Origin of the sequence: Streptomyces sp. DT2A-34, from assembly GCF_030499515.1 — a bacterium.
Taxonomy (GTDB): domain Bacteria; phylum Actinomycetota; class Actinomycetes; order Streptomycetales; family Streptomycetaceae; genus Streptomyces.
On record NZ_JASTWJ010000001.1, the window covers coordinates 2,770,934 to 2,790,196 of the forward strand.

15 protein-coding genes and 1 pseudogene are annotated in these 19,263 nt (G+C 71.1%); 8 read left to right on the plus strand and 8 right to left on the minus strand.

The window, feature by feature from the left end; genetic code table 11:
- Positions 1–56 precede the first annotated feature (56 nt).
- Positions 57–614 (minus strand): GNAT family N-acetyltransferase, encoded by a 558-nt coding sequence (locus QQM39_RS11990; RefSeq protein ID WP_301996675.1) that lies wholly within the window; start codon positions 612–614, stop codon positions 57–59.
- Between the two features lie 87 nt (positions 615–701).
- Between QQM39_RS11990 and QQM39_RS11995 the strand changes: the two genes are divergently transcribed.
- Positions 702–908 (plus strand): DUF5988 family protein, encoded by a 207-nt coding sequence (locus QQM39_RS11995; protein ID WP_301996676.1) that lies wholly within the window; start codon positions 702–704, stop codon positions 906–908.
- A 67-nt stretch (positions 909–975) separates the two neighbouring features.
- Here QQM39_RS11995 and pruA read toward each other — a convergent pair whose 3' ends face one another.
- Complete coding sequence (pruA, locus tag QQM39_RS12000; protein WP_301996677.1) at positions 976–2,607, minus strand: L-glutamate gamma-semialdehyde dehydrogenase; 1,632 nt, start codon at positions 2,605–2,607, stop codon at positions 976–978.
- Positions 2,608–2,858: 251 nt separating this feature from the next.
- Positions 2,859–3,839: a proline dehydrogenase family protein gene (locus QQM39_RS12005; RefSeq protein WP_301996678.1), complete on the minus strand. Its 981-nt coding sequence runs from the start codon at positions 3,837–3,839 to the stop codon at positions 2,859–2,861.
- A gap of 173 nt (positions 3,840–4,012) precedes the next feature.
- Between QQM39_RS12005 and QQM39_RS12010 the strand changes: the two genes are divergently transcribed.
- From QQM39_RS12010 to QQM39_RS12035, 6 genes and pseudogenes are all read left to right on the plus strand, one after another.
- The gene (locus QQM39_RS12010; protein ID WP_301996679.1) at positions 4,013–5,245 is read left to right on the plus strand and encodes a CdaR family transcriptional regulator; all 1,233 of its coding nucleotides are present in this window, start codon (positions 4,013–4,015) and stop codon (positions 5,243–5,245) included.
- A gap of 275 nt (positions 5,246–5,520) precedes the next feature.
- Positions 5,521–6,495, plus strand: a complete 975-nt coding sequence (locus tag QQM39_RS12015) for a WD40 repeat domain-containing protein (RefSeq protein ID WP_301996680.1) — start codon at positions 5,521–5,523, stop codon at positions 6,493–6,495.
- A gap of 116 nt (positions 6,496–6,611) precedes the next feature.
- Entirely contained in the window at positions 6,612–8,108 is a 1,497-nt protein-coding gene (locus tag QQM39_RS12020; RefSeq protein ID WP_301996681.1) for an ABC transporter substrate-binding protein, read from the plus strand.
- Positions 8,105–9,868 (plus strand): annotated as a pseudogene (locus QQM39_RS12025) (ABC transporter permease subunit); the annotation flags it as partial. The gene QQM39_RS12020 and the pseudogene QQM39_RS12025, both read left to right, overlap by 4 nt.
- Positions 9,858–10,835: an ABC transporter ATP-binding protein gene (locus tag QQM39_RS12030; RefSeq protein WP_302003554.1), complete on the plus strand. Its 978-nt coding sequence runs from the start codon at positions 9,858–9,860 to the stop codon at positions 10,833–10,835. The pseudogene QQM39_RS12025 and the gene QQM39_RS12030, both read left to right, overlap by 11 nt.
- Positions 10,832–11,512: a dipeptide/oligopeptide/nickel ABC transporter ATP-binding protein gene (locus QQM39_RS12035; protein ID WP_301996682.1), complete on the plus strand. Its 681-nt coding sequence runs from the start codon at positions 10,832–10,834 to the stop codon at positions 11,510–11,512. Before QQM39_RS12030 ends, QQM39_RS12035 begins: the two co-directional genes overlap by 4 nt.
- On the opposite strand, the gene QQM39_RS12040 is transcribed toward QQM39_RS12035, so the two are convergent.
- Positions 11,499–12,083 carry a TetR/AcrR family transcriptional regulator gene (locus QQM39_RS12040; RefSeq protein ID WP_301996683.1) on the minus strand — a complete coding sequence of 195 codons (585 nt, stop codon included), beginning with the start codon at positions 12,081–12,083 and terminating at the stop codon, positions 11,499–11,501. The two genes, QQM39_RS12035 and QQM39_RS12040, sit on opposite strands and share 14 nt — an antisense overlap.
- An 84-nt stretch (positions 12,084–12,167) precedes the next feature.
- Between QQM39_RS12040 and QQM39_RS12045 the strand changes: the two genes are divergently transcribed.
- The gene (locus QQM39_RS12045; protein WP_301996684.1) at positions 12,168–13,706 is read left to right on the plus strand and encodes an MFS transporter; all 1,539 of its coding nucleotides are present in this window, start codon (positions 12,168–12,170) and stop codon (positions 13,704–13,706) included.
- A 54-nt stretch (positions 13,707–13,760) separates the two neighbouring features.
- Here QQM39_RS12045 and serA read toward each other — a convergent pair whose 3' ends face one another.
- From serA to QQM39_RS12065, 4 genes are all read right to left on the minus strand, one after another.
- On the minus strand, positions 13,761–15,350 hold the full coding sequence (serA, locus tag QQM39_RS12050; protein ID WP_301996685.1) for a phosphoglycerate dehydrogenase: 1,590 nt from the start codon (positions 15,348–15,350) through the stop codon (positions 13,761–13,763).
- A gap of 228 nt (positions 15,351–15,578) precedes the next feature.
- The gene (ilvC, locus tag QQM39_RS12055) at positions 15,579–16,577 is read right to left on the minus strand and encodes a ketol-acid reductoisomerase (protein WP_301996686.1); all 999 of its coding nucleotides are present in this window, start codon (positions 16,575–16,577) and stop codon (positions 15,579–15,581) included.
- 177 nt (positions 16,578–16,754) lie between these two features.
- Entirely contained in the window at positions 16,755–17,279 is a 525-nt protein-coding gene (ilvN, locus tag QQM39_RS12060) for an acetolactate synthase small subunit (protein ID WP_043504310.1), read from the minus strand.
- A 25-nt stretch (positions 17,280–17,304) separates the two neighbouring features.
- On the minus strand, positions 17,305–19,161 hold the full coding sequence (locus tag QQM39_RS12065) for an acetolactate synthase large subunit (RefSeq protein WP_301996687.1): 1,857 nt from the start codon (positions 19,159–19,161) through the stop codon (positions 17,305–17,307).
- Positions 19,162–19,263: the final 102 nt, after the last annotated feature.

Sequence of the window (19,263 nt, forward strand, 5' to 3'; positions counted from 1 at the left end):
TCTGAGACGGTGCACTGGGTCACACCCCACTGACCTGCGCTTTTACCTCCGGCCCGTCAGAGCACGTCACCGTCCCGCCAGTCGAAGACCAGCTCGAACGCCGGGTCGAGCGGACCGGCGAGGGCAGGCCGCACGAACGTGCTCCCCTCCTCGTCCGGCAGCCGCACGACGCCCTGCGGCCCCAGCGCGCAGACCCGCCCGCCCCACACCTCCCAGCCACGGGCGGCGTACAGCGCGGCCCCCTCGTCGCTCGCGGACAGCATCCCCGCGTCGTACGCCCGGTCGATCACCCGCTCCAGCTCCGCCATCACCCGGCCCCCGAGCCCCGTCCGGCGCGCGTCGGGCCGTACGCCCACCGCCTCGACGTACCCGACCCGCAGCCACCGGTCCCGGTGCCGCACCCGCCGCATGATCACCGAACCGTGCGCGACGAGCCGCCCGGCGTCGTCGTGGACCAGGGCGTGCATACCGCCGAGCCCGTGCTCGAAGTCCTCGTCGGAGAAGTCGCCGTCGAAGGCGTCGTCCAACAGGGCGCGGATCGCGCGCAGTTCGGCCGTGGTGAGGTCGGCGGTGTGGACGGTGCGCGGGGTGGCGGCGGGTGCGGGCGTGGTCATCCGACCAGTATCGAGGGGATCGCCCACTCGGCTGATCCTGCGCAGGGCGCGGGAGACCGGGTCCGGCCGAGGGGAACCGGTGAACCCATGAACGACATGTCGAAAGTGTTCCTCGAGGGCGGCCCCGACGACCTGCCCGAACGGATCGTGCCGACCCCGTCCCCGGGCCCGGACGCGAAGATCAGGCTGCGCGGCGGGTACGAGCACTTCAGGCCGACTCCACGGCACGCGGACACCGCGCAGGGCAGGCTGCCGGTGTACGAGTGGTGGGAGCGTACGGAGATCGCCGAGTAGTCCGTCCCCCGCAGCCGGAGAAGGCCGGGTCCGTTCGGGACCCGGCCTTCCAAGGTGTGTGGGGGTGTCAGCCCATGTGCGGGTACGTGTAGTCGGTCGGCGCGACCAGCGTCTCCTTGATGGCGCGGGTCAGCGTCCAGCGCATCAGGTTCTGCGGGGCGCCGGCCTTGTCGTTGGTGCCGGAGGCGCGGCCGCCGCCGAAGGGCTGCTGGCCGACGACGGCGCCGGTCGACTTGTCGTTGATGTAGAAGTTGCCGGCCGCGTAGCGCAGCTTCTCCATCGTGTACGCCGCCGCGGCGCGGTCGCCCGAGATGACCGAGCCGGTGAGCGCGTAGGCGGACACCGACTCCATCTGGTCCAGCATCTCGTCGTACTTGTCGTCCTCGTAGACGTGCACGGCGAGGAACGGGCCGAAGTACTCGGTGGTGAAGACCTCGTTCTCCGGGTCGGTGCACTCGACGACGGTCGGGCGCACGAAGTAGCCGACCGAGTCGTCGTAGGAGCCGCCCGCGACGATCGTGCAGGCCGGGTCGGACTTGGCGCGGTCGATCGCGGCCTTGTTCTTGGCGAAGGCGCGCTCGTCGATGACGGCGCCGATGAAGTTGGACAGGTCGGTGACGTCACCCATGGTGATGTAGTCGACCTCGGCGGCGAACTCCTCCTTGAAGCCGGAGTTCCAGATCGACGCCGGGATGTACGCCCGGGAGGTCGCCGAGCACTTCTGGCCCTGGTACTCGAAGGCACCGCGGGTCAGGGCCGTCTTCAGGACCGCCTTGTCCGCGCTCGGGTGGGCGACGACGAAGTCCTTGCCGCCGGTCTCGCCGACGATGCGCGGGTAGGAGCGGTACTTCTCGATGTTGTTGCCGACCGTCTTCCACAGGTACTGGAAGGTCTTGGTCGAGCCGGTGAAGTGGATGCCGGCGAGGTCGCGGTGCTCCAGCGCGACCTTGGAGACCTCGACGCCGTCGCCGGTGACGAGGTTGATGACGCCCTTGGGCAGCCCGGCCTCCTCCAGCAGCTGCATGAGCAGCACGGCGGCGTGGGTCTGGGTCGGGGACGGCTTCCAGACGACGACGTTGCCCATGAGGGCCGGGGCCGTCGGCAGGTTGCCCGCGATCGCCGTGAAGTTGAACGGCGTGATCGCGTAGACGAAGCCCTCCAGCGGGCGGTGGTCGAGGCGGTTCCACACGCCCGGGGAGTTCGCCGGGGGCTGCTCGGCGAGCAGGTCACGGGCGTACTTGACGTTGAAGCGCCAGAAGTCGATCAGCTCACAGGGCGTGTCGATCTCGGCCTGCTGGGCGGTCTTCGACTGACCGAGCATCGTCGACGCGGCCAGCGTCTCGCGCCACGGCCCGGACAGCAGCTCGGCGGCGCGCAGGATGATCGCGGCACGGTCGTCGAACGACATCGCACGCCACGCCGGCGCGGCGGCGAGGGCCGCGTCGATGGCGTCCTGGGCGTCCTGCTGGGTGGCGTTGCCGTAGGTGCCGAGGCGGGCCTTGTGGTTGTGCGGCTGCACGACGTCGAAGCGCTCACCGCCGCCCAGCCGCTTCTCGCCGCCGATGGTGCAGGGCAGGTCGATCGGGTTCTCGGCCAGCTCCTTGAGCTTGACCTCCAGCCGGGCACGCTCGGGCGAGCCGGGGGCGTAGCCGTGCACCGGCTCGTTGACGGGGGTGGGGACCTGGGTCACAGCGTCCATGGTTACCTCTTCCGAGTGATTCCCGGGCTCCAGCCGGGGCGAGCTGAAGCCGTTGCGTATGGTGAGCAGCGGTCAGGGCTTGACCGTCACGAACTCGCCTCGGCGGGCTCGTGAGAAGCCCCCTCGGGGGCGGAGTCACGGGTTCCGTAACTCCTTTCCACGGAACCGGTCCGGCTCAGCCGGCCGTGGGGCGGCGGCTGTCGGCCTCCGAGCGTCTCTCGGGGACCGACAGCCGCCGCTCATCCAGCGCATCACCCCTTGCTGACCATCGAGCGGACGAAGAAGCGCAGGTTCGCCGGCTTCTCAGCCAGCCTGCGCATGAAGTAGCCGTACCAGTCCGTGCCGTAGGCGGTGTAGACGCGCATGCGGTGGCCCTCGGCGGCCAGCCGCAGGTGCTCGTCGCTGCGGATGCCGTACAGCATCTGGAACTCGTACTCGTCGAGCTTTCGCCCGGCGCGCCGCGCGAGTTCCTGGGCGACGGAGATCAGGCGGGGGTCGTGGGACCCGATCATCGGGTACCCGGTGCCCTCCATCAGAACCTTGAGGACACGGACGTACGCCTTGTCGATCTCGTGTTTCTGCTGGTAGGCGACCTCGGCGGGCTCCTTGTACGCGCCCTTGACGAGCCGTACGCGGCTGCCGTTCGCGGCGAGGCGGCGGGCGTCGGCCTCGGTGCGGAACAGGTAGGCCTGGATGACGCAGCCGGTCTGCGGGAAGTCCCTGCGCAGTTCCTCGTGGATGGCGAACATCGAGTCGAGGGTGGTGTGGTCCTCCGCGTCGAGCGTGACCGTCGTACCGATGGCGGCGGCGGCCTCGACGACCTGGCGGACGTTGGCGAGCGCCAGCTCGTGGCCGCCCTGGAATGTAGGGGCGGGCCCGGAGGGCCCTTCGAACAGGGCGGTGGTGGGCGACGGGAGGGCCTGCCCGAACATGGACAGCTTGACGGACATCTCGACGCGCTCGCCGAGCTCCAGATCCTTGATCCGGTCGATGAGCAGCAGATAGGCGTCCCGGGCGGCGGCGGCCTGTTCGGGGCGGGTGATGTCCTCGCCGACGACGTCCATCGTCAGCTCCAGGCCCTTGCCGGTGAGGTCCCGGATGATCGGCACGACCTCGTCGACGGTCTCGCCGGGGATGAACCGGTCGACGACCTGCCTCGTCCCCGGAGCCGCCGAGATCAGGCGTCGCATCCGGTCGCTGCGCGACGCGGCGAGAATCAAGGGACCAAGCACGGGGCACCTCCACAAACACAGCCGAATGACGGCCGACACCCCGATAAGTGATGTTCCGGGTACGGCACGGAGAACCACCGTGAAACCTAAGGATCCCTCCGAACGGCAGCCATCGACAGCTGTCACGCATCCGTGCCACAGATCTCAGACAGATGTATGAAGGCGTCGCGGAAATGCGGGAGAATGCCCGGGTGACGCCGGAATCCAAGGACCGCAAGGACGACTATCAGGAGCTCGTCGACGAGCTCTCGGAGCTGCTGGGCGTGCCCGCGACCCTGGAGAACCGGGACTTCGAGCTGATCGCCTTCGGCGCGTACGACAGCGAGGACGAACTCGACGCATCGGCCCTGGACCCGGTGCGCACCCGCTCGATCCTGACGCGCCGCTCCACGGCGGCGGTGCGGACCTGGTTCGAGGGCTTCGGCATCACGCGAGCGACCGGCCCGGTGCGCATCCCGCCCACTCCGGAGGCCGGGGTGTACCGCGGACGTATTTGCCTCCCGGTACGCCACAGGGGTGTGGTGCTGGGCTACGTCTGGCTCCTCGACGACGATCCGGGGCCCACCGAGCACCAGCTCGCGGGGGCGATGGAGGTGACCGCCCGGATCGGCGCACTGCTCGCGGACGAGGCGCAGCACGGGGCGGATCTGAGCCGGGAGCTGCGGGCGGCGCTGACCGCGGAGCGGGGCTGGCAGGGCGACATGGCGGTCGCCGAGCTGCGCACGGCCCTGGGCGCACGCGCGGACGGCGTCCATACGGTGGTCTGCGTGGCCCCCTGGCCCTCGGCCGACCCCGACGACGCCCCGTCCGTGCGAACGGTGCCGCACGCGACCGCGCTGTGCACGGTGCCGTGGGGGGCGGCCGGGCAGAGCCTGGCGGTGCTGGTGCGGCTGCGCTCACCCGAGGTACGCACGGCGGCGCTGGCGGCGGCGTCCCGGCTGCTGAAGGAAGGCCCGGCCCAGGCGCCGTCCCGGCCGTCCACGCCGGGCCGGTCACGGGTGGCGGCCGGCCTCGGCGAACCGCGCTCCGGCCTCGCCGATCTGGGCGCCGTATGGCAGGAGGCGTCGGCCGCGACCCGCGCGGCCCTGGCGGAACCGCGGTTCGGACCGGTGGCCGAGTGGTCGCGCATCGGGCCGTACCGCCTGCTGACCTCCCTCTCCCCCGAGACGCTCCACGACCCCGCGCTGACCCCGCTCCTCTCCCCCACCCACCAGGAACTGGCCCGCACCGCCAAGGTCTACCTGGACTGCGCGGGCCAGGCCGGCCGCACGGCCGCCGAACTCGGCATCCACCGCCAGACCCTGTACTACCGCCTCTCCCGCGTCGAACAGCTCACGGGCCTGGACCTGGACGACGGGGAGGACCGGCTGTTGCTGCACATGGGGTTGAAGGGGGCGCGACTGTAGGGTGGCCGCGTTCCGGCCGGTCGGCGAGCGTGTGTGAATCCCGCGCTCCCGAACCGTAACTCCCTTGCCGGTGGGCATAATTCACCGCGACTGCCACACCTCGGAAGCCGATGTCGACCGATACGGGGGACTTGTGTACCGGCACGTGCTCACTCGGGCCGTGCAGGTCCTGTCCTGCGTTTCTCCGTGCTCGTCGGCCTCTCGATGAACCATGCGACCGACGTGCCCGGATCGCCACCGTCGCCAATGACGGCTCCGGCCGCATCTGGGACCTGATGCGGCCGGACGACGTGGTCGTCCTGCGCGGGCGCGACGCTCTGGTCGAGGCGGCCGCGTGGCCACCGGACGGGCGGCGGCTGAGCACCGCCTCGTTCGACTGCACGGCCCGCGTGTGGGACGCCCGGCACGGCACCTGGCTGCACACCTTGGAGGGACACACCGACCCGGTCCGGGACGTGGCCTGGTCCCCGGGCGCCCGGTTCATCGCCACGGCCTCCAACGACCGCACGATGCGTATCTGGTCCGCCGCGACGGGCCACATGCAGAACCTGGTCCAGGCGCACTCCGACCGGGTCGAGGGGGTCGCCTGGTCACCCGACGGCACGCGCGTCGCCACCAGCGCCCACGACCGGACGGTGCGGGTCTGGGACGCCTCCACCTGGGAGCTGCTGCGCACGCTTGCCGCCCACGAGGACCTCATCCGGGACGTCTGCCGGTCACCGGACTCCACACGCCTCGCCTCTGCCGCAGTCGACCGCACCGTGCGGATCTGGGACGCGAAGGCCGGAGCCGAGCTGCACTGCCTGACCGGCCCCACCGACTTCGTCCAGGCTGTGGCCTGGTCACCCGACGGCACCCGGATCGCCTCCGTCTCCAACGACAGGACCCTTCGGATCCACAGCGCGGCGGACGGGGCGGAGGCGCTGGCGCTGACCGGACACGACGACACCATCCGGGATGTCTGCTGGTCGCCGGACGGCCGTTTCGCCGCCACCGCCTCGGCGGACGGCACGGCACGGATCTGGGACGTCGACCGTGGAGCGGAGTTGCTGATCCTCGGCGGGCACTCGGGCGGCGTCGAGAGCGTCGCCTGGTCCCCGGACGGCGCACGGGTGGCCACGGCGTCCCGGGACCAGACCGTCCGCATCTGGCCGGTCGCCACGGATCCGCGGACCCTGATCGACAGGGGACGCAGCCGGGCGAGTCGCGCGCTCAGCGCGGAGGAGCGCCGACGCCACGGCCTGCGGTAGCCGGCGGCGCCAGCCGCCCGGCAGGCGCAGCAAGGGCAGATTATTGGAAATGATTTCCATCGTGCTATGGTTCGCAGCAACCGCTCTCTTGACCGCCCCTTTACCCGGAGGGTTCCGTGCGCCTGCCCGCTCACCGCCTGCTCCCCGCCACCGCCCTCACCGCGGCCTCCGCACTGCTCACCGGCTGCTTCGCCGGGGCGGAATCCGCAGCGGACGCGGGTGCGGACGGCAAGCGCATCCGTGTCGCGCACATGCAGCCGCCCCGCTCGGGCCTGTCCCCACTGAGCGACGACGCGTTCAAGCTGTCGCGCTGGTCGGCCGCCGAGACCCTGGTGAAGCTCGACAAGGAAGGCGACGCCCAGCCCGCGCTCGCCACCGAGTGGCAGCAGTCCGGGCGTACCTGGACCTTCGAGATACGCGACGGCGTCACCTTCCACGACGGCACGAAGCTCGACGCGGACGCCGTCGTGCGGTCGCTCACCAAGGCCGCCTCCGCCTCCCCCAAGCCCCGCATCCTCGACGGCGTGGAGCTGACCGTGAAGGCCGAGGACGCCGACACGGTCACGGTCACCACCGGCACCGAGGATCCCCTCGTCCCGCAGCGGCTGAGCTCGCCCCAGCTGTCGGTCCTGGCCGCCAAGGCCTACAAGGGCAAGACGGTGAACCCCGTCGGCGCCGGCACCGGCCCCTTCGAACTCGTCAAGGTCAACGGCACCTCCTCCGCCACCCTCGACCGCTACGACGCGTACTGGGGCGGCAAGGCCAAGGCCCCGGGAATCGACGTCACGTTCGTGCCGGACGGGACGGCCCGCGCCGCCGCCCTGCGCACCGGCGAGGCCGACATCGTCGAGGCGATTCCGGTCTCCCAGGCCGCTGTCCTCGACCAGGACCTGATCACCGAGGTCCCGATGCCGCGCACCAACACGCTCTACCTGAACACCGGGAAGGGCGCTTTCAAGGACGCCTCGCTGCGCGCCGCCGCCCGGGAGGCGATCGACGCCAAGTCGATCGTCGAGGGCGTGTACGAGGGGCGGGCGGATGTCGCCGAAGGACTGCTCGGGCCCGCCCTGCCGTGGGCGGCCGAACTGCGCACGCCCGTCAAGCACACCAAGGCCGGCAAGCCGAACGGCACGACGATCACCATCGGCACCTTCACCGACCGGGCGGAACTGCCCGAGGTCGCCGCCACGCTGCAACAGCAGCTCCAGAAGGCCGGATTCAAGGTGAAGCTCGACGTCCGCGAGTACGCCAACATCGAATCCGACGCCCTCGCGGGCAAGTTCGACGCGTTCATCCTCTCCCGCGCCACCGTCCTCGACTCCGGCGACCCGGCCGCCTACCTGTACAGCGACTTCGCCTCCGACGGCTCCTTCAACATCTCCCAGCTCGCCGACCCCTCCGTGGACGCCGCGCTGAAGAAGGCCAGCGAGACGAAGACCGGCGACGCCCGCCGCAAGGCGATCATCGCGGCCGAGGCCGCCGTGCTCGCCGAGGACGCGGCCGTCCCCATGCTCCACGAGCGGGTGATCCAGGGCGACGCCGCCGGTGTCGTGGACGCCGCGCACGACCCGCGCGAGCGTGAGCTCGTCACGATCGACACGTACGTCAAGTGAGGGGCCGGGCGAGGAAGGCGGTCGGCGCGGCCGGGCTGACCCGCCTCGCCTGTCTCGTCGCCGTCCTGGCCACCGTCGGCCTGCTGCCCTGGCTCTCGCGCAGGGACCCGGCGCTGACCGTGCTGCGCGCCCGGTCGGCCGAGCAGGAGGCGACCGAGGAGGCCCTGTCCGCGATCCGCGAGAACCTGGGCCTGGACGCCGGTCCCCTTTCGCTGCTGGGGAGTTGGGCCTCGGACCTGCTGCACGGTGACTTCGGCACCTCCTGGGTGTCCGGAACCGACGTCCTGCCGTCCGTCGTCGCCGGCCTCCAGGTGTCCCTGGGCCTGATGGGCGCGGCGCTCGGCGTCGCGGTCGTGCTGGCCGCCGTGCTGGTGGCGCCGGTGCTGGTGCGGGGACGCGGATCGGCCGGTGCCTTCGCCGCCATGCTCGCCGCGGTCCCCGAGTTCCTGCTGGCCACGGTCGCGCTGCTGGTGTGCGGGGTGTGGCTGGGCTGGCTGCCGACGGCCGGCTGGGCGGGCCCCGAGTACCTGGTGCTGCCCGCGCTCGCCCTCGGCGTCCCGGCGGGCGGTCTGCTCGGCCGGCTGGTCGCGGACGCGCTGCCCGCCGTGCTCGACGAGCGGTGGGTGGAGCTGTGGCGGGGTGCGGGAGTGAGCCGTACGACGATCTCGGCGGCCGCCCTCAAGCGCGTACTGCCGCCCCTGGTACCGCAGTTCGGGATGGTCGCCGTCGGCCTGACCGGCGGAGCGGTCGCCGTGGAGATGGTGTTCGCGGTGCCCGGCATCGGCCGTACGGCGCTCGGCGCGGCCAAGTCGCAGGACCTGCCGCTGCTCCAGGGTTCCGTCCTGGCCCTGCTGCTGCTCGGCCTGGTCGCGGGTGCGCTGGCGGTGGGCGTACGGCGCCGGCTGCTCGGCCCCGCCTTGCGTGACGCCGGGCTGACGCTGCCCCCGGCACGTCCGGTCCGTACCCACCCGGCGATCCCGTTGACCCTGTTCACGGTCCTCGCCGTGACCATCGGCTGGGGCCTGCTGCGGGACCCGTACACCGTGCACACCAGCGCCCGCCTCACCGCCCCCTCCTGGGCCCACCCGCTCGGCACCGACGCCCTCGGCCGCGACGTGCTGGCCCGGCTCGGGCACGGCGCCGCCTCGACCGTCGGCACGGCCGCCGCCATCTGTGTGCTGAGCCTGCTGGTCGCACTCGCGCTGGGCTTCCTGCCCGGCATCGCAGCGGGCGCGGCCGACATCGCCAACGCCCTGCCCCCGGTGATCGTCGGCATCCTGGTCGCCGCGGCGGCCGGCCCCGGCACCGGCGGCACGGCCCTCGCGGTCGCCCTGATCTCGTGGCCGGCGCTGTCCGCGCACGCGGCGGCCCTGGTGCAGGAGGTGCGGGCGTCGGCGTTCCTGACCGCGCAACGGGCCATGGGCGCGACCCCGTTCTGGATCCTCACCCGGCACGTCCTGCCGTCCGTCGCCGCCCCCGTCGCCCGCCACGCCCTGCTGCGCCTGCCCGGTATCGCCCTCGCCCTGGCCTCCCTCGGCTTCCTGGGCCTGGGCGCCCAGCCGCCCACCCCCGAGTGGGGCCTGCTGCTCGACGAGTCCCGCGCCTACATCGAACGCGCCCCCTGGGCGGCCCTCGCCCCGGCCGTCGCGCTCGCCCTGCTGGCGGGGCTCGCGGTGTCGGGGGCGGCGGCCGTACAGGGCCGGAGGGCAAGGCGAGCCGCTCCGACGGAGCAGAGGAAGGAAGCCCCCGTTGCCGTCTGACGCACTGCTGTCGGTACACGACCTGCGCATCGCCTTCGACGGAGTCGAGGCCGTACGCGGTCTGACCTTCGACGTCCGCCCGCGCGAAGTCCTCGCCCTCGTAGGCGAATCGGGCGCCGGCAAGTCCCTCACCGCCCGGGCGCTGCTCGGCATGCTGCCCCGGGGCGCGACGACGAGCGGGACGATCGAGCCGGACCTCGCGCCCCACCGCGGCCGCCGCATCTGCCTCGTCCCGCAGGACGCCCTGTCCGCCCTGTCCCCCGTGCACCCGGTCGGCGACCAACTCGCCGCCGCCGTACGGTCGGTGGCCCGCGTCTCCCGCAAGGAGGCCCGGGCCCGGGCGGTCGCCGCGCTCGACCGGGTCGGCATCCCGGACGCCGCCCGCAAGGCACGGGCGTATCCGCACGAGTACTCCGGCGGCATGCGGCAGCGCGCCGTCATCGCCATGGCGACGATCAACGAACCCGACATCGTCGTCGCCGACGAGCCCACCACGGCCCTGGACGAGGAGCACCGCGACCAGGTGCTGCGGGTGCTCGCCGAGCAACGGGAGGCGGTGGGGGCCGCGCTCGTGCTCGTCACCCACGACATGGACGTCGTACGGGACCGCGCGGACCGCGTGCTGGTGATGTACGCCGGCCGCCTCACCGAACTGGGCCGGGCCGGCGAGGTACTGGACCGCCCCCGCGCCCCGTACACGGCGGGCCTGCTGGCCTCCCTCCCCCAGCACGCACCCCCGGGCCGCCGCCTGCCCGCCCTGCGCGGCACCCCGCCCGCCCCGGGCGCACTCCCGCCAGGCTGCGCCTTCGCCCCGCGCTGCCCGCTCGCGACAGACGCCTGCCGTGCGCGGGAACCGGAGCCGCAGGAGGTGGAAGGACGCCTGGTCGCCTGCCATCACTGGGCGGAACTCCCCCACCCCGCGACGGAGTTGTTCCAAGGACAGGGAGAGGAGCGGCAGCCCGCATGAGTGACGCCCTGCTCGACGTCCGCCACCTCACGGTCCGCTACGGCGACGTCACCGCGGTCGACGACGTCTCGTTCACCCTGGCCGCCGGCGAGACCCTCGCCGTCAACGGCCCCTCCGGCTGCGGCAAGTCCTCCACAGCCCTCGCGGTCCTCCAGCTGCGCCGCCCGGACGCCGGTGAAGTGGTCTTCGAGGGACAGGAGTTGACGACCCTCACCGAACGCGAGCTGCGCCCGCTGCGCCCCCGCATGCAGCCGGTCTTCCAGGACCCGTTCGGCTCCCTGAGCCCCCGCCACCGCATCCGCGACGCGGTGGCGGAACCACTGAAGGTGCAGGGCCGCTGGAGCGCCACCGACGGCCCCGCCCGGGTCGCCGAACTCCTCGACCGGGTCGGCCTCGATCCGTCGTACGGCGACCGCCACCCGCACGAACTCTCCGGCGGCCAGTGCCAACGCGCCGGAATCGCCCGCGCGTTGGCCTCCGAGCCACACCTGCTGGTCCTGGACGAGCCGGTGTCGGCCCTCGACCCCTCGGTGCGGGCCGGCGTGCTGAACCTGCTCGCCGACCTCCAGGACGACCTCGGCCTCGGCTACCTGTTCATCTGCCACGACCGGGCGGTCGTACGGCACTTCGCGGACCGGGCGATCGAGATGCGTGACGGGCGCGTCATTTCCGGGTAGCGGCCTCGATCACCTGGCGGAGGCCCTCGGTGAGCTGCTCCGCGCTGGGCGCGGTTTCGGGGTCGAAGGTCCACTGGGTGATGAGTCCGGTCATCAGGGTCAGATAGAACTTGCCGAGGGTGTCCACGGTCTCGTCCCGGACATCCTCCTCACGCCCGCCCATGAGCAGCGGGATGATGCCGCGCCCGGCCTCCAGCTGGGCATGGGAGAGATGGTCGCGCACCTGGGGCAACTGATCGCCCATGGCGGTGATCTCCACGCTGAGACGCCACACCGAGCCGGGCTCCCGCATGGTGCCGATGATGTTCGACCACACTTCCTGGAACCGCTCGATCGAGCCCGGCTCGGCGGTGATCCCGGCAGTCCCGTCGCCCTCGAAGGCGTCGCCCAGCCCCTCGACCAGCGACACGTACGCCTGCGCCAGCAGCGCGTCCTTCGACCCGTAGTGGTAGCCGATCGACGCCAGGTTGGTCCCCGACTCCTTGACGATGTCGCGCGCGGTCGTCCGCACGAACCCCTTCGCCAGCAGGCAGCGCTTGGCGCCTTCCAGCAGATCCTCACGGTGTCCCATGCCGACCACCCTACCGTCGATCCATACAGTCGTCATATACAGCCGTCCTAGACAAGCGTTTAAGACGCACGTACATTCCCTGCCATGACAACCGACCCGGCGAGCACCACCACGCCTGTCCCCGCCCGCGCCGGCCGCCGAGAATGGACCGCCCTCGGCGTGCTGATGCTGCCGCTGCTGCTGGTCTCGATGGACGTCTCGGTCCTGTACTTCGCGATCCCGGCGATCAGCGCGGACCTGGAGCCGACCGGCACCCAGCAGCTGTGGATCTTCGACATCTACGCCTTCGTCCTGGCGGGCCTGCTGATGACGATGGGCTCGCTCGGCGACCGCATCGGCCACCGCCGCCTCCTGCTGATCGGCGCCACCGCCTTCGGCGCCGCCTCACTGGTGGGGGCGTACGCCAGCAGCGCCGAGACCCTGATCGCGGCCCGCGCGGTCCTCGGCATCGGCGGCGCGACCCTGTTGCCGTCGACGATGGCCCTGCTCCGCACGATGTTCACCGACCCGGGCCAGCGCGCGAAGGCGATCGGCATGTGGTCCGGCGTGATGACGGCCGGGATCGCGCTCGGCTCGGTGATGAGCGGGGTGCTGGTCGAGCACTTCTGGTGGGGCTCGGTCTTCCTGGTCAACCTGCCGGCGATGGCGCTGCTGCTGGTCCTCGGGCCGATCCTGCTCCCGGAGTGGAGGAACCCCGAGCCCGGCCGCTTCGACTGGCTGAGCGTTCCGCTGTCGATGGCGGCGGTGCTTCCCGTGATCTACGGCGTGAAGGAGATCCCGTCCGAGGGCTGGAACGTCCGCTACGTCGTCCCGATCACCGTAGGCCTGCTGTTCGCGGCCCTCTTCGTCCACCGTCAGCGCACGGCCGCGGCGCCGATGATCTCGCCGGCCCTGTTCCGCGGACGGGGCTTCGCCCCCTCGGTGGGCCTCAACCTCGTCTGCATGTTCGGGGTGGTGGGCTCGACCTACTTCACCACGCAGTACCTCCAGTCGGTACTCGGCATGGGCGCGCTGGAGGCGGCCCTGTGGGCGCTGCTGCCGTCGGTGCCGATCGGGGCGGCGGCGCCGATCGCGACCCAGCTGGTGCAGAAGGGCGTCGACCGCGCCCATGTCGTCACCGCGGGCTTCGCGATCGCCGCGTCCGGCTTCGCGCTACTGGCCCTGGCCGGTACGGACTCGATGGGGCTGGTGCTGACGGCGTGCGGGGTCCTCGCGGTCGGGGGCGTCACGGCCATGTCCCAGATCATGGACCTCGCGCTGGGCACCGCCCCGGTGGAGCGGGCGGGCACAGCGTCCTCGCTGATGGAGACGGGCGCGGAGTTCGGCGGGGCGCTGGGCATGGCGGTCCTCGGCTCCATCGGTACGGCGATCTACCGCCACGAGATCCCGGCCTCGGCGCCGGACGTGGCGCACGAGACGCTGGGCGGCGCGCTGGCCGTCGCCGATCAGGTCCCGGGGCTGGCCGCGGTCGCGCGGGAGGCGTTCACCGACGGGATGCGGGGCGCTGCGATCGCCGGAGCGGTGGTGCTGGCGGGCGCGGCGGTGCTGGCGGCGGTCACGCTGCGGCGGGTGCACGTGCGGGAGCCCGCGAAGGCCTCGGAACCGGACAAGGTCCTGGCATGACGAACGCCGGGTGGGCCGAGAATCCTCAGCCCACCCGGCGTTCGTCGTGGAGCGTCAGGCCAGGTTCACCGCACGGGCGGACGTCGCCCCGATCTCCTCGGCGACCTCGGTCAGCACCCCGGCGGGCACCGTGTCGTCGACGGTGAGGACGGCCAGCGCCTCGCCACCGGCGACGGCACGCGAGACCTGCATGCCGGCGATGTTGATGCCCGCCTCACCGAAGATGCGGCCGACGGTGCCGACGACACCCGGACGGTCCTCGTACTTCAGGACGACCATGTGGTCGGCGAGCGCGAGGTCCACGTCGTAGTCGCCGACCGCGACGATCTTCTGGAGGTGCTTGGGGCCGGCCAGGGTGCCGGAGACCGACACCTCCTCGCCGTTGCCGAGCGTGCCGCGCACGGTGACGACGTTGCGGTGGTCGGACGACTCCGAGCTGGTCGTCAGCCGCACCTCGACGCCGCGCTCCTGGGCGAACAGCGGGGCGTTGACGTAGGACACCGTCTCGTCGACGACGTCCTCGAAGACACCCTTGAGGGCGCTGAGCTCCAGCACCTTCACATCGTGCTGGGTGATCTCGCCGTAGACCTCGACGTCGAGGCGGACCGCGACCTCACCGGCGAGCGCCGTGAAGATACGGCCCAGGCGCTCGGCGAGCGGCAGACCCGGCTTGACGTCCTCGGCGATGACGCCCCCCTGGACGTTCACCGCGTCCGGCACGAGCTCACCGGCGAGGGCGAGACGCACCGAGCGGGCGACGGCGATACCGGCCTTCTCCTGCGCCTCGTCGGTGGAGGCACCGAGGTGCGGGGTGGCGACGACCTGGTCGAACTCGAACAGCGGGGAGTCCGTGCAGGGCTCCTTCGCGTACACGTCGAGACCGGCACCGGCGACCCGGCCCTCCTTGAGGGCGGAGTACAGCGCCTCCTCGTCGACGATCCCGCCGCGCGCGGCGTTGACGATGCGCACGCTCGGCTTGACCTTGCGCAGCGCCTCGTCGCCGATGAGGCCGACGGTCTCGGGGGTCTTGGGCAGGTGGACGGTGATGAAGTCGGAGACCTCGAGCAGCTCGTCCAGCGACAGCACCTTGACGCCCATCTGGGCGGCGCGCGCGGGCTGGATGTAGGGGTCGTAGGCCACGACCTTCATGCCGAAGCCGGACATGCGCTGGGCGACCAGCGCACCGATACGGCCCAGACCCACGACACCGAGGGTCTTCTCGGCGAGCTCCACACCCGTGTACTTGCTGCGCTTCCACTCGCCGTTCTTCAGCGCGGCGTTGGCCTGCGGGATGTGGCGGGCGGTGGCGACGAGGAGACCGCAGGCCAGCTCGGCGGCGGTCACGATGTTCGAGGTGGGGGCGTTGACGACCATCACGCCGGCCTTGGTGGCGGCGGAGACGTCGACGTTGTCCAGGCCGACGCCGGCTCGCGCGACGACCTTGAGCTTCTTGGCGGCGGCGATCGCCTCGGCGTCGACCTTGGTGGCGGAGCGGATCAGGATCGCGTCCACTTCGGCGATGGCCGGGAGCAGTTCGGCTCGGTCTGCTCCGTTGCAGTGGCGGATCTCGAAGTCGGGGCCAAGCGCGTCCACGGTGGCGGGCGACAGCTCTTCAGCGATGAGTACGACGGGTTTCGAGCTCACGTGAGTCCTCACAAGTCCAATGCGGACGGCCGTCCCGACGGCCGCAGGCGGTGGAGGGGCTAGCCGCGTGGAGACGCACGACGCTGTGGGCCTGACGCGTATGTTGTGCGCCAGTCTAGTGGCGCGGCGGAGGTCGTCTTGCGCCTCTGCGGAAGGATCACCCGTCCGTGATACGACGGGGTGGACAACGGGGCCGGAGCGGCAAGCTCCGGCCCCGTCGGCTGAGACTTACGCCTCCTCGTTCACCCAGCTCATGAGCTTGCGCAGCTCCTTGCCGGTGGTCTCCAGCAGGTGCTCGGAGTCGGCCGTCTTGTACTCGTTGTACTTCTTCAGACCGCCGTGGTACTCGTCCATCCAGGCCTGGGCGAAGGTGCCGTCCTGGATCTCGGCGAGGACCTTCTTCATCTCGGCCTTGGTGGCGTCGGTGATGATCCGCGGGCCGGTGACGTAGTCGCCCCACTCGGCGGTCTCGGAGATCGACCAGCGCATCTTCTCCAGACCGCCCTCGTACATGAGGTCCACGATCAGCTTCAGCTCGTGCAGGCACTCGAAGTACGCGATCTCCGGCTGGTAGCCGGCCTCGGTCAGCGTCTCGAAACCGGCCTTGACCAGCGCGGCCGTACCACCGCAGAGAACGGCCTGCTCACCGAACAGGTCGGTCTCGGTCTCCTCGGTGAAGGTCGTCTTGATGACGCCGGCGCGGGTGCCGCCGATGCCCTTGGCGTACGACAGGGCCAGCGCGAAGGCGTTGCCCGTGGCGTCCTGCTCGACGGCGGCGATACACGGAACGCCGCGGCCCTCCTCGTACTGACGGCGCACCAGGTGGCCCGGGCCCTTCGGGGCGACCATGCAGACGTCCACGCCGGCCGGGGGCTTGATGAAGCCGTAGCGGATGTTCAGGCCGTGGCCGAAGAACAGGGCGTCGCCGTCGCTCAGGTTCGGGGCGATGTGCTCCTCGTAGACCTGGGCCTGGATCGGGTCCGGGACGAGGATCATGATGACGTCGGCCTCGGCGGCGGCCTCCGACGGGCTCACCACGCGCAGGCCCTGCTCCTCGGCCTTCGCCTTGGACTTGGAGCCCTCGTGCAGACCGACGCGGACGTCGACACCCGAGTCACGGAGCGACAGCGCGTGGGCGTGGCCCTGGCTGCCGTAACCGATGACCGCGACCTTGCGGCCCTGGATGATGGACAGGTCGGCGTCGGCGTCGTAGAACAGCTCGGCCACTTTGGGTTCTCTCCTTGTGTGCAGGTGTTGCGTCCCACCGTATGACGGCGGGGGTGAGGGAGGTCTCGGGGTCTCGGAATGCGGGCGGCCGGTGGCTCGCCGGCCGCCCGATTCCGGTCGTACGTGAATCTTCTACGAGTCGGCCGTGCGGGAAGCCGCGACGGGCCGTACGGGGGCTCAGGCCGAGCGGTCCAGGGCGCGCAGCGACCGGTCCGTGATCGAACGGGCGCCGCGGCCGATCGCGATCGTGCCGGACTGGACGAGCTCCTTGATGCCGTACGGCTCCAGCATCTTCAGCATGGCGGACAGCTTGTCGCTGCTGCCGGTGGCCTCGATCGTCACGGCCTCCGGGGAGACGTCGACGGTCTTGGCGCGGAACAGCTGGACGATCTCGACGATCTGGGAGCGCGTCTCGTTGTCGGCGCGCACCTTCACCAGAACGAGTTCGCGCTGAACGGCCGAACCCGGCTCCAGCTCGACGATCTTCAGCACGTTGACGAGCTTGTTGAGCTGCTTCGTCACCTGCTCCAGCGGGAGGTCCTCGACGTTCACCACGATGGTGATGCGGGAGATGTCGGGGTGCTCGGTGACGCCGACCGCGAGCGAGTCGATGTTGAAGCCGCGGCGGGAGAACAGGGCTGCGATCCGGGCGAGGATGCCCGGCGTGTTCTCCACCAGGACGGAGAGCGTGTGCTTGGACATGGTCTGCTTCCTTTACCTACGGCTCTCAGTCGTCTTCGTTGTCGCCGAAGTCGGGGCGGACGTCCCGGGCGGCCATGATCTCGTCGTTGGAGGTGCCGGCGGCGACCATCGGCCAGACCATCGCGTCCTCGTGGACGATGAAGTCGATGACGACCGGGCGGTCGTTGATGGAGTTCGCCTCTTCGATGACCTTGTCGAGGTCCTCCGGCGACTCACAGCGGATCGCGTAGCAGCCCATGGCCTCCGACAGCTTCACGAAGTCGGGGACGCGGGTGCCGGCGCTCGGCTGCTTGCCGTCGGCCTCGGGGCCGCTGTGCAGCACGGTGTTGGAGTAGCGCTGGTTGTAGAAGAGGGTCTGCCACTGGCGGACCATCCCGAGGGCGCCGTTGTTGATGATGGCGACCTTGATCGGGATGTTGTTCAGGGCGCAGGTGGTGAGCTCCTGATTGGTCATCTGGAAGCAGCCGTCGCCGTCGATCGCCCAGACCGCCTTGTCCGGGGCTCCGGCCTTGGCGCCCATCGCGGCCGGGACCGCGTAGCCCATGGTTCCGGCGCCGCCGGAGTTCAGCCAGGTGGCTGGCTTCTCGTACTGGACGAAGTGCGCGGCCCACATCTGGTGCTGGCCGACGCCCGCCGCGAAGATCGTGCCCTCCGGGGCGAGTTGGCCGATGCGCTCGATGACCTGCTGCGGGGACAGGGAGCCGTCCTCGGGCTGGTCGTAGCCGAGCGGGTAGGTCTCGCGCCAGCGGCTGAGGTCCTTCCACCAGGCGCTGTAGTCGCCCTGGTGGCCCTCGGCGTGCTCCTTCTGGACGGCCTGGACCAGGTCGGCGATGACCTCGCGGGCGTCACCGACGATCGGCACGTCGGCGGCGCGGTTCTTGCCGATCTCGGCGGGGTCGATGTCGGCGTGGACGATCTTGGCGTACGGGGCGAAGCTGTCCAGCTTGCCGGTGACGCGGTCGTCGAAGCGGGCTCCGAGGGCGACGATCAGGTCGGCCTTCTGCAGCGCGGTGACGGCGGTGACCGCACCGTGCATGCCCGGCATTCCCACGTGCAGCGGGTGGCTGTCGGGGAATGCGCCGAGCGCCATCAGGGTGGTGGTGACGGGCGCTCCGGTGAGTTCCGCGAGGACCTTCAGCTCGGCGGTGGCGCCGGCCTTGATCACGCCGCCGCCGACGTAGAGGACGGGGCGCTTCGCGGAGGTGATGAGCTTGGCGGCCTCGCGGATCTGCTTGGCGTGCGGCTTGGTGACGGGCCGGTAGCCGGGCAGGTCCATGGTGGGCGGCCAGGAGAAGGTGGTCTTCGCCTGGAGGGCGTCCTTGGCGATGTCGACCAGGACCGGGCCGGGGCGGCCGGTGGAGGCGATGTGGAACGCCTGCGCGATGATCCGCGGGATGTCCTCGGCCTTGGTGACCAGGAAGTTGTGCTTGGTGATCGGCATCGTGATGCCGACGATGTCCGCCTCCTGGAAGGCGTCCGTACCGATCGCCTTGGAGGCCACCTGCCCGGTGATCGCCACGAGCGGCACCGAGTCCATGTGGGCGTCGGCGATCGGCGTGACCAGGTTGGTGGCGCCGGGGCCGGAGGTCGCCATGCAGACGCCGACCTTGCCGGTGGCCTGCGCGTAACCGGTGGCGGCGTGACCGGCGCCCTGCTCGTGGCGGACCAGGACGTGGCGGACCCTGGTGGAGTCCATCAGCGGGTCGTACGCCGGAAGGATCGCACCGCCGGGAATGCCGAATACCGTGTCGGCCCCGACCTCCTCGAGAGAGCGGATGAGGGACTGCGCACCCGTGACGTGCTCGGGGGCGGACTGGTGTCCTCCGGATCGGGGCCGCGGCTGCGGGTGATGGGCCCCGGTGGCCTGCTCGGTCATCGGCATTCTCTTCTCGATGCTGAGGGTTTTTGCGAGGTTTGGGCGGAGTTTCGATGCTGCACGACTCGTGCCTGTGCAACAAAAAACCCCTCGTGCCATAAGGCAAGC

What these genes read in the sequence shown, in the direction of transcription:
- QQM39_RS11990 (WP_301996675.1), bottom strand. Translation starts at nt 614, where the DNA reads ATGACCACGCCCGCACCCGCCGCCACCCCGCGCACCGTCCACACCGCC.
- QQM39_RS11995 (WP_301996676.1), top strand. Translation starts at nt 702, where the DNA reads ATGAACGACATGTCGAAAGTGTTCCTCGAGGGCGGCCCCGACGACCTG.
- pruA (WP_301996677.1), bottom strand. Translation starts at nt 2,607, where the DNA reads ATGGACGCTGTGACCCAGGTCCCCACCCCCGTCAACGAGCCGGTGCAC.
- QQM39_RS12010 (WP_301996679.1), top strand. Translation starts at nt 4,013, where the DNA reads ATGCGGGAGAATGCCCGGGTGACGCCGGAATCCAAGGACCGCAAGGAC.
- QQM39_RS12015 (WP_301996680.1), top strand. Translation starts at nt 5,521, where the DNA reads ATGCGGCCGGACGACGTGGTCGTCCTGCGCGGGCGCGACGCTCTGGTC.
- QQM39_RS12035 (WP_301996682.1), top strand. Translation starts at nt 10,832, where the DNA reads ATGAGTGACGCCCTGCTCGACGTCCGCCACCTCACGGTCCGCTACGGC.
- QQM39_RS12040 (WP_301996683.1), bottom strand. Translation starts at nt 12,083, where the DNA reads ATGGGACACCGTGAGGATCTGCTGGAAGGCGCCAAGCGCTGCCTGCTG.
- QQM39_RS12045 (WP_301996684.1), top strand. Translation starts at nt 12,168, where the DNA reads ATGACAACCGACCCGGCGAGCACCACCACGCCTGTCCCCGCCCGCGCC.
- ilvN (WP_043504310.1), bottom strand. Translation starts at nt 17,279, where the DNA reads ATGTCCAAGCACACGCTCTCCGTCCTGGTGGAGAACACGCCGGGCATC.
- QQM39_RS12065 (WP_301996687.1), bottom strand. Translation starts at nt 19,161, where the DNA reads ATGCCGATGACCGAGCAGGCCACCGGGGCCCATCACCCGCAGCCGCGG.